The 12,553-nt window shown below is 44.5% G+C and carries 10 protein-coding genes; 7 read left to right on the forward strand and 3 right to left on the reverse strand.

Annotated features, from left to right (window positions below; all coding sequences use genetic code 11):
• Nucleotides 1-9: 9 nt before the first annotated feature.
• The 6 genes from atpD to glmS all read left to right on the forward strand — a co-directional run bounded on the left by atpD (nucleotide 10) and on the right by glmS (nucleotide 8,673).
• A complete protein-coding gene (atpD, locus tag KO531_RS20280) occupies nucleotides 10-1,401 on the forward strand; it encodes a F0F1 ATP synthase subunit beta (protein WP_105250791.1) in 1,392 nt (463 codons plus the stop codon).
• 36 nt (nucleotides 1,402-1,437) lie between these two features.
• Nucleotides 1,438-1,866, forward strand: coding sequence for a F0F1 ATP synthase subunit epsilon (locus KO531_RS20285; RefSeq protein ID WP_105250790.1), 429 nt, complete (start codon nucleotides 1,438-1,440; stop codon nucleotides 1,864-1,866).
• 198 nt (nucleotides 1,867-2,064) lie between these two features.
• Nucleotides 2,065-3,429 carry a bifunctional UDP-N-acetylglucosamine diphosphorylase/glucosamine-1-phosphate N-acetyltransferase GlmU gene (gene glmU, locus KO531_RS20290; protein WP_219252103.1) on the forward strand — a complete coding sequence of 455 codons (1,365 nt, stop codon included), beginning with the start codon at nucleotides 2,065-2,067 and terminating at the stop codon, nucleotides 3,427-3,429.
• A gap of 277 nt (nucleotides 3,430-3,706) precedes the next feature.
• Nucleotides 3,707-5,827: a TonB-dependent receptor gene (locus tag KO531_RS20295; RefSeq protein WP_219252104.1), complete on the forward strand. Its 2,121-nt coding sequence runs from the start codon at nucleotides 3,707-3,709 to the stop codon at nucleotides 5,825-5,827.
• A gap of 201 nt (nucleotides 5,828-6,028) precedes the next feature.
• Nucleotides 6,029-6,799, forward strand: coding sequence for a DeoR family transcriptional regulator (locus KO531_RS20300; protein WP_131524526.1), 771 nt, complete (start codon nucleotides 6,029-6,031; stop codon nucleotides 6,797-6,799).
• A gap of 44 nt (nucleotides 6,800-6,843) precedes the next feature.
• The gene (glmS, locus tag KO531_RS20305) at nucleotides 6,844-8,673 is read left to right on the forward strand and encodes a glutamine--fructose-6-phosphate transaminase (isomerizing) (RefSeq protein ID WP_131524527.1); all 1,830 of its coding nucleotides are present in this window, start codon (nucleotides 6,844-6,846) and stop codon (nucleotides 8,671-8,673) included.
• 108 nt (nucleotides 8,674-8,781) lie between these two features.
• Here glmS and KO531_RS20310 read toward each other — a convergent pair whose 3' ends face one another.
• From KO531_RS20310 to KO531_RS20320, 3 genes are all read right to left on the reverse strand, one after another.
• Nucleotides 8,782-8,985, reverse strand: a complete 204-nt coding sequence (locus KO531_RS20310) for a DUF2061 domain-containing protein (protein ID WP_105250772.1) — start codon at nucleotides 8,983-8,985, stop codon at nucleotides 8,782-8,784.
• Nucleotides 8,986-9,168: 183 nt separating this feature from the next.
• Nucleotides 9,169-10,074: a 1,4-dihydroxy-2-naphthoyl-CoA synthase gene (locus KO531_RS20315; protein ID WP_113941423.1), complete on the reverse strand. Its 906-nt coding sequence runs from the start codon at nucleotides 10,072-10,074 to the stop codon at nucleotides 9,169-9,171.
• Between the two features lie 124 nt (nucleotides 10,075-10,198).
• A complete protein-coding gene (locus KO531_RS20320) occupies nucleotides 10,199-10,549 on the reverse strand; it encodes a hypothetical protein (protein ID WP_219252105.1) in 351 nt (116 codons plus the stop codon).
• 91 nt (nucleotides 10,550-10,640) lie between these two features.
• Between KO531_RS20320 and ccoG the strand changes: the two genes are divergently transcribed.
• Entirely contained in the window at nucleotides 10,641-12,068 is a 1,428-nt protein-coding gene (gene ccoG / locus KO531_RS20325) for a cytochrome c oxidase accessory protein CcoG (RefSeq protein ID WP_131524528.1), read from the forward strand.
• The last annotated feature ends 485 nt before the right edge of the window (nucleotides 12,069-12,553 follow it).

The following is a 12,553-nucleotide window of genomic DNA, read 5'->3' on the forward strand; positions in this document are numbered from 1 at the left end:
GGATTAATCATGAGCACAGGTACTGTTGTCCAAGTGATTGGCGCGGTTGTGGACGTAGAGTTCCCACAAGATGCCGTACCTCAAGTATATGACGCTCTGAAAATCGTAGGTGAAGGCCCGTGTAATGGTTTGGTGCTGGAAGTTCAGCAACAGCTAGGTGGTGGTGTAGTTCGTACCATCGCTATGGGTTCTTCTGACGGTCTGCGTCGTGGTCTTGAAGTAGTAAACTCAGGTTCACCTATTACTGTTCCAGTTGGTACCGCCACTCTTGGCCGTATCATGAACGTATTAGGCGAGCCTATTGATGAAGCGGGTCCAATCGGTGAAGAAGAGCGTTATGTCATTCACCGTACAGCTCCTTCATACGAAGATCAATCAAGCTCTACTGAACTGTTAGAGACTGGCATCAAGGTTATCGACCTTGTTTGTCCATTCGCTAAGGGCGGTAAAGTCGGTTTGTTCGGTGGTGCGGGTGTTGGTAAGACAGTTAACATGATGGAACTGATTAACAACATCGCTAAAGCCCACTCGGGTCTTTCTGTATTCGCCGGTGTAGGTGAACGTACTCGTGAAGGTAACGACTTCTACTACGAGATGAAAGATTCTGGCGTTCTCGACAAAGTGGCCATGGTTTATGGTCAGATGAACGAGCCTCCAGGTAACCGTTTGCGTGTTGCACTGTCTGGTCTGACTATGGCAGAGAAGTTCCGTGACGAAGGTCGTGACGTACTGTTGTTCGTTGACAACATCTATCGTTATACCTTAGCCGGTACTGAAGTATCTGCACTGTTAGGTCGTATGCCTTCTGCGGTAGGTTATCAACCAACATTGGCTGAAGAGATGGGCGTTCTGCAAGAGCGTATCACTTCAACTAAGACGGGTTCTATTACTTCTGTACAAGCGGTATACGTACCTGCGGATGACTTGACCGATCCGTCACCAGCAACAACCTTCGCTCACTTAGATGCGACTGTTGTACTGTCACGTCAAATTGCTTCTCTGGGTATTTACCCTGCGGTTGACCCATTGGATTCGACTTCACGTCAATTAGATCCATTGGTTGTTGGCCAAGAGCATTATGACGTTGCTAACGGCGTGCAAACTGTACTGCAACGTTACAAAGAGCTGAAAGACATTATTGCGATTCTGGGTATGGATGAATTGTCTGATGAAGACAAGACTGTCGTATTCCGTGCTCGTAAGATTGAGCGTTTCTTATCTCAGCCTTTCTTCGTAGCAGAAGTCTTTACTGGATCTCCTGGTAAGTACGTTTCTCTGAAAGACACTATCCGTGGCTTTAAGGGTATTTTGAACGGTGAGTTTGATCACCTGCCAGAACAAGCGTTCTACATGGTTGGCTCAATCGATGAAGTCATCGAGAAAGCGAACAAAAAGAAATAACTAAGTATTCATACTTAGTTTTTTAAGGAGAACGGGATGGCAGCCATGACAGTACATCTTGATATTGTAAGCGCAGAGAGCAAAATCTTCTCTGGTCGTGTAGCTTCGCTGCAAGTGACTGGTTCTGAAGGTGAGTTGGGCATAATGCATGGCCACGCTCCTTTGCTTAGTTATATCAAACCTGGCATGGCGCGCATCGTCAAGCAAGACGGCAGTGAAGAAGTGTTTTACCTTTCAGGTGGTATTCTGGAAGTGCAGCCTTCTTCTGTCTCCGTATTGGCTGATGTGGTTATGCGTGCCAAAGATATTGATGAGCAAGCGGCATTAGAAGCTAAGCGTCGTGCAGAAGCCCATATGGCAACTGCTGGCGCTGACTTCAATTATGACGCGGCTATGGTTGAGTTAGCTAAGGCTATGGCTCAATTACGTGTTGTTGAAACCATCAAGAAAAACATTGCCAGATAAGGTTATTGTTTGTGAAAAAAGGCGACCCTATGGTCGCCTTTTTTGTGTCTAAAAATGGGATAGATTGGCATTCTTGCATGTCTTTGATTGATTAGCATCGCTATCTACTTCGCTTTTCGATGTGCTTTCCGTTAAAATTGCGCCACTAAATCGACCGCAATTTTTCACCCTCTTGGGTATTTTTTCAAGGATATGGTAATGGCATTAAATGTAGTGATCTTAGCGGCTGGCAAGGGAACACGGATGCGCTCTGATCTTCCTAAGGTATTACATCCCATCGCCCATAAGAGCATGGTGCAACATGTCATCGATACCGCTAATAAAGTTGGCAGTGACTCTATTCAGTTAGTCTATGGTTATGGTGCCGACAAGCTACAAGCCTGTTTGGGTGAGCAACAACTTAACTGGGTATTGCAAGCCGATCAATTAGGCACAGGTCATGCGGTTGCACAGGCTAGCCCACATATCGCCGACAGCGATACAGTACTTATTCTTTATGGCGATGTGCCGTTGATCCAAACATCGACTCTCGAAGCATTACTCGCCGCCCGTCCTGAAAATGGTGTTGCTATTTTAACAGTGAATTTAGCGAATCCTATGGGTTATGGCCGTATTGTCCGTGAGCAAGGAAAAGTCATTGGAATTATTGAGCAAAAAGATGCGACAGCAGAACAGTTGCTGATCAACGAAATTAACACCGGCATCATGGCGGTTCCGGGTAAACAACTTAAAACTTGGTTGAGCCGTTTATCGAACAATAATGCTCAAGGCGAATATTATCTAACGGATATTATTGCTATGGCGCACGCTGATGGCGTTGCTATTGATACTGCTCAGCCACAATCGGCCATTGAAGTCGAAGGCGCCAATAATCGCGTGCAATTAGCGCAACTTGAACGTGCTTACCAAGCTCGTGAAGCCGAAAAGCTCATGTTGGCGGGGGCGAACCTTCGCGACCCAAGCCGTATCGATATCCGTGGTGAAGTCACTGTTGGTATGGATGTGATGATCGATATTAATGTGATATTCGAAGGCAAAGTGACCTTGGGTAATAATGTCACTATTGGCGCAGGCGCGATTTTAATTGATTGCGAGATTGCCGATGATGCTGAGATCAAGCCTTACTCTATTATAGAAGGTGCTACGCTTGGCGTTGCAGCCAGTGCTGGCCCATTTGCACGTTTACGTCCGGGAGCAGAACTTAAGCAAGATGCACATATAGGCAACTTTGTTGAAGTGAAAAAAGCGGTGATTGGTGTGGGATCCAAAGCTGGACACTTAGCCTATTTAGGCGATGCCATCATTGGTGATGGCGTCAACATTGGTGCTGGTACTATTACCTGCAACTATGATGGCGCGAATAAGCATCTTACTGTTATCGAAGATAACGTCTTTGTCGGCTCTGACACTCAGTTGGTGGCTCCAGTGACCATAGGTAAAGGGGCAACTTTAGGGGCCGGTTCAACGATTACCCGTGATGTGGGTGAGAATGAGTTAGTGATCACTCGTGTTAAACAAAAACACCTCACAGGTTGGCAACGTCCAGTGAAAATTAAAAAGTAAGTTTTAAAACTCAACTTAATGTCAAAAAAGCGGCCATGTGCCGCTTTTATCTTTATTGTGTTCAATGTGTTGCACTAAAAAGCCTTTTTATTAAGTAACGCTTAATAATTAAGATTTTCTTTATGTTTTTGTGGTATGGGCAAATTGTTGGTTTTTAAGTTAATTTGATCACTATCACACTCAATTGTAAATTTTAGTAAAGAAGAGAAAATAAAAACACTTCTCATTTATATTTGCCTGCAATTCTAAGACGAAAGGTCTATTTGAGGTGTTGGCAATGGTATTTAAATATTCAGTTATAGGTTTAGCTGTAGGCTCGGCATTAATGGCTATGCCGGTTATTGCAGAAGTGGCGAGCGATAAAAATATTGAGCGCATCAATGTGACTGGCCGTACTTTTAACGACTATAAAGTCGGTAGTGCATCGGGTGCCATGCGTGGCGATATTGACTTAATGGATACCCCACAGTCAGTTAATGTGATCCCCGATTTTGTGACTGATGAACAGTTGGCAACCAATCTAGCGGAAGTATTAGTTAATGATTCGAGTGTGACAGCGGGAACCACACGCTGGAACCGTCAAGTCTTCAGTATCCGCGGCTTCGAGCTCGATTCGGGTAACGGTTATCTTATCAATGGCCATCAACAATGGTCTCACTACGTACAACCAATTGAAACTTTACAGCAAGTCGAAGTATTGAAAGGTCCTTCGAGCATGTTGTACGGCCAATCTGGCCCTGGTGGTTTAGTGAATATGGTCACTAAGAAACCGACCTATGATTCAATGCTCGATTTAGGTTTTGATACTGATGGTTTTGGTTCGACCCGTGCTCAGCTAGATGCGGGCGGCAGTTTAAATGATGCTCAGAGTCTTCGTTACCGCGGCGTGTTAGTGAAGCAAGACACAAAATACTGGCGTGAGTATTCCGCTAACGATGAGAATCAAGAGCGTGACCGTTGGTTGGGCTACTTAAACCTAGAATTTGATGTCAGTGATGATGTTCTGTTATCGGTTAAGTACGATCATACCCAAGATAAAGCGGGTATTGATGCGGGTGGGTGGTTAGATAAACAAGGTAATGTTATCGGTGAACGTAAAACCGTATGGGATGCACCTTGGGCCTTTACCGATAACACAGTCTCTAACTTAGGTGCCGATCTAACTTGGCAGATGAGTGATGATTGGAAAGTCAAAGTTGGTTATAACGATCAGCAGTTTAATCGCCAACGTTTAGACTCTGCGCCAAGCTTAAATAAAGGCTCTGAAGATCCATACAAAGATGGTTACACCATAAACCCGTTTGATCGTTATGACGATTGGCAGCATAAAACGGCCTATGTGGATTTCACGGGTGAATTTTCTTTGGCAGGAATGGAGCATCAATTCCTTATTGGTGCTAACTATTTAGACTATTTCTATCAGCAGCAAATTCAGAAAGGCAAAAGTCAGCCCGTAATTCCTGGGCAACCAATTATTCAGCAAGATCTTGATTATCACCAAGGTAAGCTAAGCAACCCAAGTGAATACAAGTATTACGGTTTCTATTTACAGGATTTGATGACGCTTAATGAGCAATGGAAATTGCTTGCTGGTGTGCGTTACGACGAACAGAAGAAAGACGGAGAAGGTGAAAACAGCTATGCAGTGTCGCCTAAGTTTGGGGTAATTTACTCGCCAATGGCTAATGGTAGCATTTACGTTAATTATTCAAAAAGCTTTACACCACAGGGTTCAGTAACCAGTTCTGAAGATGTCAATCATGGAGATAACCTGAAACCTGAGTACGGTACTCAATATGAACTAGGGACTAAGTGGGAGTTATTTAATGATAGCCTACTGCTAACAGCAGCCCTGTTTGATATTACGGTTTCTAATGTCACCACAGTACAAGACATCCCATTAACGAATGAAGGAGATAAAACGATCACTACCCAAGGTGGTGAGCAGCATCATCGAGGTTTTGAAGTTGGCGCCCAAGGCCAGTTAGGTGATAGCTGGTTTGTGACTTCTTCTATGATGTATTTAGATGCTGAATATAATACCGGTGCAGGCAAAATCGGTGGCAAGAACTTAGATGGTAAAACTCCTATTGATGCACCTGAATGGTCGGCCAATATCTGGACCCGTTACGAAGTGACAGACAACTTTGCGATGAACTTTGGTGCTATTTATGTGGGTGAACGTTTTGCTGATGCTGATAACACCATCACCAAAGATGGTTATGTGCGTTTTGATATAGGTGCTGCCTACACTATGGATATCATGGGTAAAGATGTCAGTATTCGTGCCAACGTCAGAAACCTCTTTGATACTGAATATTTAGATGGTGGCAGTGATAAGATGGTGACGATTGGCCAAGATCGTAACTTCAGTGTTGCTGTTGAAGCTAAGTTCTAAAATTCATAACGTTTTAAATCCATTAAGAGCAGTTCATCCCTAAAGGATAAACTGCTTTTTTATTGGTTAGTTTTTAAGTTCACAATTTTAAATTAATTAAAATGACTCGCGATCATGCGAAAGAGTGCTTCGTATGACTAGCAAAAAAGTTTCGTTTCATTATAATGCACCTTTCGAATCGAAACTTAACTGAAAGGTTTTATGAATAAACGAAACACACAGCAGCGTCGCCACAGCATAATCACCATATTGAACGAACAGGGTGAAGTGAGCGTTGATGAACTGTCGTTACGTTTTGAAACCTCAGAAGTGACGATTCGTAAGGATCTCGCCGCGCTTGAGAAAACGGGTTTATTATTGCGCCGTTACGGTGGCGCCGTGGCGATTCCAGACGAAGTCACTCAACAGTTCTCTGCCAAGATCGCGCCTAATAAACTTTCTATTGCGAAAACCGCCGCGCAGCTGATTAAAGATCACAATCGCATCATTATCGATAGTGGCACTACGACGTCAGGCTTGATTGAACAGCTGAACGATAAGCGTGGGCTGGTGGTCATGACGAATGCGCTACACCTTGCAAATGCCATCCATGAACTCGAAAACGAGCCCACCTTATTGATGACCGGTGGCACTTGGGACCCGCATTCTGAATCCTTTCAAGGCCAAGTCGCCGAGCAAGTGTTGCGTTCATATAATTTCGACCAACTGTTTATCGGTGCCGATGGTATCGATCTTGAACGCGGGACCACCACCTTTAACGAGTTAACAGGTCTAAGCAAAGTGATGGCCGAAGTTTCCCGCGAAGTGATCGTTATGGTCGATTCAGACAAAATCGGCAAGCGGATCCCTAACTTAGAGTTACCGTGGTCCAAGGTCAGTGTGTTGGTCACCGACTCACGTATCGACGAGAGTGCGCTCAAACAAATTTCAGATCAGGGCGTGCGAGTTATGTTAGCGCCCTACGCTCAATAGACAAAATAGCTTAACAACTTCATTTTAATTTATAGGTAAAGACTATGTGTGGAATCGTAGGCGCCGTGGCGCAAAGGGATGTGGCTGAAATTCTGGTAGAAGGCTTACGCCGTTTAGAATATCGCGGATATGACTCTGCAGGCGTTGCCGTTATTCACAATGGTGAACTCAACCGTACGCGCCGCGTTGGCAAAGTACAAGAGTTGTCGGCTGCGCTTGAAACTGACCCATTAGCAGGCGGAACCGGTATCGCGCACACTCGTTGGGCGACCCACGGTGAGCCGAGTGAGCGTAATGCTCATCCGCATTTATCGGAAGGTGATATTGCCGTGGTGCACAACGGTATTATCGAAAACCACAATAAACTGCGCGAAATGCTTAAAGGTTTAGGTTACAACTTTAGTTCAGATACCGATACCGAAGTGATTTGTCATTTAGTGCACCATGAGCTGAAAACCCATAGCACTCTGCTTGGTGCCGTACAAGCCACGGTTAAACAACTCGAAGGCGCCTATGGCACAGTCGTTATTGACCGTCGTGATAGTGAACGTATGGTTGTTGCTCGCTCTGGTAGTCCATTGGTGATTGGTTTTGGTCTAGGTGAAAACTTTGTCGCTTCAGATCAACTCGCCTTATTACCCGTCACTCGCTCATTTGCTTTCCTAGAAGAAGGTGATGTGGCCGAAGTGACCCGTCGCAGCGTGAGTATTTTCGACTTAAACGGTAATGCCGTTGAGCGTGAAGTCAAAGAATCTGAAATTACCCACGATGCCGGTGACAAAGGCGAATATCGCCACTATATGCTTAAAGAAATTTACGAGCAGCCATTGGCACTGACGCGCACAATTGAAGGTCGTATTGCTAATAAGCAAGTGCTAGACACGGCTTTTGGTGACAACGCTGCTGAGTTTTTAAAAGATATCAAACATGTGCAAATCATCGCCTGTGGTACTAGTTACCATGCGGGCATGGCGGCACGTTACTGGTTAGAAGATTGGGCTGGCGTGTCTTGTAACGTCGAAATTGCCTCTGAATTCCGTTATCGCAAGTCGCACTTATTCCCAAATAGCCTGTTGGTGACGATTTCACAATCGGGTGAAACTGCCGATACCTTAGCGGCCATGCGCTTAGCGAAAGAAATGGGTTATAAAGCCACATTGACCATTTGTAATGCGCCAGGTTCATCATTGGTTCGCGAATCTGACATGGCTTACATGATGAAAGCAGGCGCAGAGATTGGCGTGGCATCGACTAAAGCTTTCACTGTACAACTTGCTGGCTTATTAATGTTGACTGCGGTGATCGGTCGCCACAATGGTATGTCTGATCAAATGCAGGCTCAAATCACTCAAAGCCTGCAATCTATGCCAGCAAAAGTGGAACAAGCTTTAGGTTTAGATGCTGCGATTGCAGAATTGGCTGAAGATTTTGCCGATAAACACCATGCATTATTCCTTGGCCGTGGCGATCAATATCCGATTGCGATGGAAGGCGCGTTAAAGCTGAAAGAGATTTCTTATATTCATGCTGAGGCCTATGCTTCTGGCGAATTAAAACACGGCCCACTGGCGCTTATCGATGCCGATATGCCAGTGATTGTCGTTGCGCCAAACAATGAATTGCTCGAAAAACTGAAATCGAATGTTGAAGAAGTGCGTGCCCGTGGCGGCTTAATGTATGTGTTTGCCGATGTAGATGCCGAGTTTGAGTCGGATGACACGATGAAAGTGATCCCTGTGCCACACTGTGACATCTTTATGGCGCCACTGATCTACACTATTCCTTTACAGCTATTGTCGTACCATGTTGCATTAATCAAAGGTACTGACGTGGATCAACCACGTAACTTGGCAAAATCTGTAACAGTAGAATAAATAGAGATATTTAAATGAAAACCGCCTTTATTGGCGGTTTTTTCATTTAGATTCACGACAAAATGACGATTAACTTACAGTAATAGCAAATGCTGGTGGCTTAGCTTTCTATGCTGGAATGGCATCTAGCTCGTGCTGCTTTTTTGCCTCAATGCGTTTCCACACTTTGTCATGGAAGTAAAACACTACAGTGTTAATCGCGGGTTCTACTAAGGCTACTGCGCCACCGACGACCACACTGCCAGTTAATAAATAGGTTACGGTAAAAGCGACGCTAAAATGTAGTACAGCAAAAGTGAGTGTCTTAGTCATGATCTTGTCCTCTAAATAGGCTCCCAGCGGGAATACTTAGATGATAACAATTCTCATTAAAATTAAAAGCCGTGTTTTCAGATTAGTTTAAACGGTTTTATCTATTTATCCGTTGTAAAAAACATAAAGCCCTCACGATGGAGGGCTTTGAGCATTTAAACGTAAATTAATACGATTCTAAAATTAGTAGTGCCAAGGGAAGGCTGAAAAATCTTGATCGCGTTTTTCGAGGAAGGCATCGCGTCCTTCCTGTGCTTCGGCGCTCGCATAGGCTAAACGCGTCGCTTCACCGGCAAATAATTGCTGACCGACCATACCATCATCAGTCATGTTGAAGCCGTATTTAAGCATACGCATAGCCGTAGGTGATTTAGAGTTAATCTCTTTCGCCCACATTAATGCTTCGGTTTCTAGCTCTGCATGGGGAACGGATTTATTAACCATACCCATGTCGAAGGCTTCATCAGCACTGTAGTTAAATCCGCAGAAGAAGATTTCGCGGGCACGTTTTTGACCTATCATTTTGGCGAGATAAGCACTGCCATAACCTGAGTCGAAGCTCGCAACATCGGGATCGGTTTGTTTAAATATTGCATGTTCTTTCGAGGCTAAGGTTAAGTCGCACACTACGTGTAAACTATGGCCGCCACCCACCGCCCAGCCCGGCACAACGGCGATGACCACTTTAGGCATAAAGCGGATAAGGCGTTGTACTTCTAATATATGTAAGCGGCCCATTCTGGCTTGATCGGCCTTACCTTCTTCGGCGCCTTCATATTTATAGCCATCTTTGCCGCGAATACGTTGATCGCCACCTGAACAGAACGCCCAGCCACCATCTTTTGCCGAAGGACCGTTACCCGTAAGCAGTACGCAACCCACATCAGACCATTGGCGTGCATGGTCGAGTGCGATAAATAATTCATCAACGGTTTTAGGTCGGAAGGCGTTACGGCACTCTGGGCGATTAATGGCAATGCGTACTGTGCCGTGCGCTTTGGCTCTGTGGTAAGTAATATCGTCGAAATGAAATCCACTGACTTCATCCCATAGGGTGGGATCAAAAATGTCTGATACTTGTTGGGTCATGATTCATAGGCCTTTATGCTGTAATGCCTCAAAGGCTAGGCGGAATCATATATAAGGTCAATCACCTAAGTCTAAACCTTAGCGCTATATAGCAAAATCCCGTTTGCCTATGAGTCTGTAATGATTAAAGGTGATCACATAGATAAAGCTGATTATCTTTGCTAAACACTGGATGTTGAGGTGCCATAGTACCGCAATAGTTAGCCTTAAAGTCGGCAATAGACTCGGGTGTCATTGGAATTTGATTGAAGGCTTCGAGTTCTAATGTGGATAAACGTTCTATGATGTCGGTTCTTACCTTAGCCAGTTTATGGTCGATTTTAATAATTTTTGTTCCCGTCATAGAGTCAACTTTATTCTCTATTTCTTTGATCATCACCTCAGTCTTTGCAATAGGAACATCTAATTTATCTGTTTCTGTGTATAAGTAATATAAAGCACCCGCGAGTAGCGCCAATATGATCCAACCTTTCATCTTTTAGTCCAACATAAGTGAATAACCATTAAGAATATGGGTATAATAAGCTAGTTTTCGTCCAATATTAAAGCAGTAAAAGGCTGTAACGATGAACTCAGAATCTAACAACAAGGACTATTCGAAAACCAATCGAATTAAGATTCACCAGCCAGATGCGAGTAAAGCCGATCGCTTTAATCCTCGTAATCGGATTTATGTCCGAGCCATAGACGGTTTGTGGAGTAGCGTACGTCGCCGCATGGGCTGGATCGCCATGTTATTTTTCCTGCTTTTACCTTGGATCCCTTGGGGCGACCGTCAAGCCGTATGGTTTAACTTGGGCGAACAAAAGTTTCACGTCTTCGGTTTAACGATTTGGCCGCAGGATCTCACCTTGCTTGCAGCGTTGTTTATGATCGCTGCCTTCGCTCTGTTTTTTGTGACCACCTATCTTGGCCGTGTTTGGTGTGGATACACTTGCCCCCAAACAGTATGGACCTTTATGTTCATCTGGTTCGAGGAAAAACTTGAAGGCGCACGCAATAAACGCATTAAGTTAGATCAAATGCCATGGAGCTTTGACAAACTCTGGCGTAAAACGGCGAAACATACGGCCTGGCTATTGCTCTCACTGATGACGGCGATGACCTTTGTGTCCTATTTTGTGCCAAGTCGTGAAGTCTATGTCGATGTATTTACGCTTAATGCTTCTGGTGGTATCTACTTCTGGGTCGTGTTCTTTACACTCGCCACATACGGCAATGCGGGTTGGATGCGTGAAATCATGTGTATCCACATGTGCCCTTATGCTCGTTTCCAAGCGGCCATGTTCGATAAGAATACTTTTATCGTGGGTTACGATACTAAACGTGGTGAGACCCGTGGTCCGCGGTCACGCAAAGATGACCCTAAAGAGCTAGGGCTTGGCGACTGTATCGACTGTGACTTGTGTGTGCAGGTATGTCCTACGGGAATCGACATTCGTAATGGTCTGCAATATGAGTGTATTAACTGCGGCGCTTGTATCGATGCCTGCGATCAAACCATGGATCGTATGGGTTATGAGAAAGGGCTTATCAGTTATACCACCGAGAACAAATTAGAAGGAATTAAGCAAAAAGTGCTGCGACCTAAACTTGTCGGTTATGGCGTGGTACTGGTAGCGATGATATTAGTCTTTATATACTCCAGTGCGACCATAGCGCCTGTGCGTATGGACATCATTCGTGACCGCAACCAGCTCTATAGAGAGAACAATCAAGGTTTGATTGAAAACACCTTCACCTTGAAGATTCTTAATAAGACAGAGCAATCCCACGAATACACTATGAGTGTCGAAGGATTAGATAACTATAAATGGTACGGTCCAACTTCGGTCACTATTGCAGGTGGTGAAGTGTTAACTCTCCCTATTAGTGTCGGTATCGATCCGGTAGAGCTGTCTCGTTCAGTTACTAATATCGAGATAAAAGTGAAAACTCATATCAACGGTGAAGAAGTCGAAGTTGAGCAAGAATCTCGCTTCTTTAGTCCATAGATAACAGTATTTATGATGATCTAGCTGAGCGTGACTCATATAGATTGCCAGACTTAATCGAGATAAAGGGGCTTTTTAGCCCCTTTTTTATACGTATCGTTTGATAAGTAAACGTCTAAACCATTAATCGTTATTTTCCTACAAAAAGCCCTTGCACAAAATCTTCTGCTCCCTATAATGCGCATCCACTGACACGGCAGACAGCGAAAGCCAGCTGACGAGTTAGGTTGAATTGAGTCGCTTTTAAGCACTTAATTCAAGCGCAGCAAGAAGTTGTAAAATACTCCTTGACGCGAAACGGGAAATGCGTAAAATGCACGACCCTGAGCTGATGAAGCATCAGCACGACCCGCCGGCAACGGTATGTGGTCAACGCTCTTTAACAAGATAAAACAAGAAATCTGTGTGGACACTCACAGGTGTTGAGTTAATCGAAACTGCTTAGCCTTCGGGTTGGCAGTCAAAAATTTAAATCAATGTAACAA

It is taken from the genome of Shewanella sp. NKUCC06_TVS (genome assembly GCF_019345515.1).
Lineage (GTDB): Bacteria > Pseudomonadota > Gammaproteobacteria > Enterobacterales > Shewanellaceae > Shewanella > Shewanella oncorhynchi.

Bases quoted from the DNA above. Each gene is read 5' to 3' on its own strand.
- ccoG (WP_131524528.1), top strand. From the start codon at position 10,641: ATGAACTCAGAATCTAACAACAAGGACTATTCGAAAACCAATCGAATT.
- KO531_RS20310 (WP_105250772.1), bottom strand. From the start codon at position 8,985: ATGACTAAGACACTCACTTTTGCTGTACTACATTTTAGCGTCGCTTTT.
- KO531_RS20300 (WP_131524526.1), top strand. From the start codon at position 6,029: ATGAATAAACGAAACACACAGCAGCGTCGCCACAGCATAATCACCATA.
- glmS (WP_131524527.1), top strand. From the start codon at position 6,844: ATGTGTGGAATCGTAGGCGCCGTGGCGCAAAGGGATGTGGCTGAAATT.
- KO531_RS20320 (WP_219252105.1), bottom strand. From the start codon at position 10,549: ATGAAAGGTTGGATCATATTGGCGCTACTCGCGGGTGCTTTATATTAC.
- atpD (WP_105250791.1), top strand. From the start codon at position 10: ATGAGCACAGGTACTGTTGTCCAAGTGATTGGCGCGGTTGTGGACGTA.
- glmU (WP_219252103.1), top strand. From the start codon at position 2,065: ATGGCATTAAATGTAGTGATCTTAGCGGCTGGCAAGGGAACACGGATG.
- KO531_RS20295 (WP_219252104.1), top strand. From the start codon at position 3,707: ATGGTATTTAAATATTCAGTTATAGGTTTAGCTGTAGGCTCGGCATTA.
- KO531_RS20315 (WP_113941423.1), bottom strand. From the start codon at position 10,074: ATGACCCAACAAGTATCAGACATTTTTGATCCCACCCTATGGGATGAA.
- KO531_RS20285 (WP_105250790.1), top strand. From the start codon at position 1,438: ATGGCAGCCATGACAGTACATCTTGATATTGTAAGCGCAGAGAGCAAA.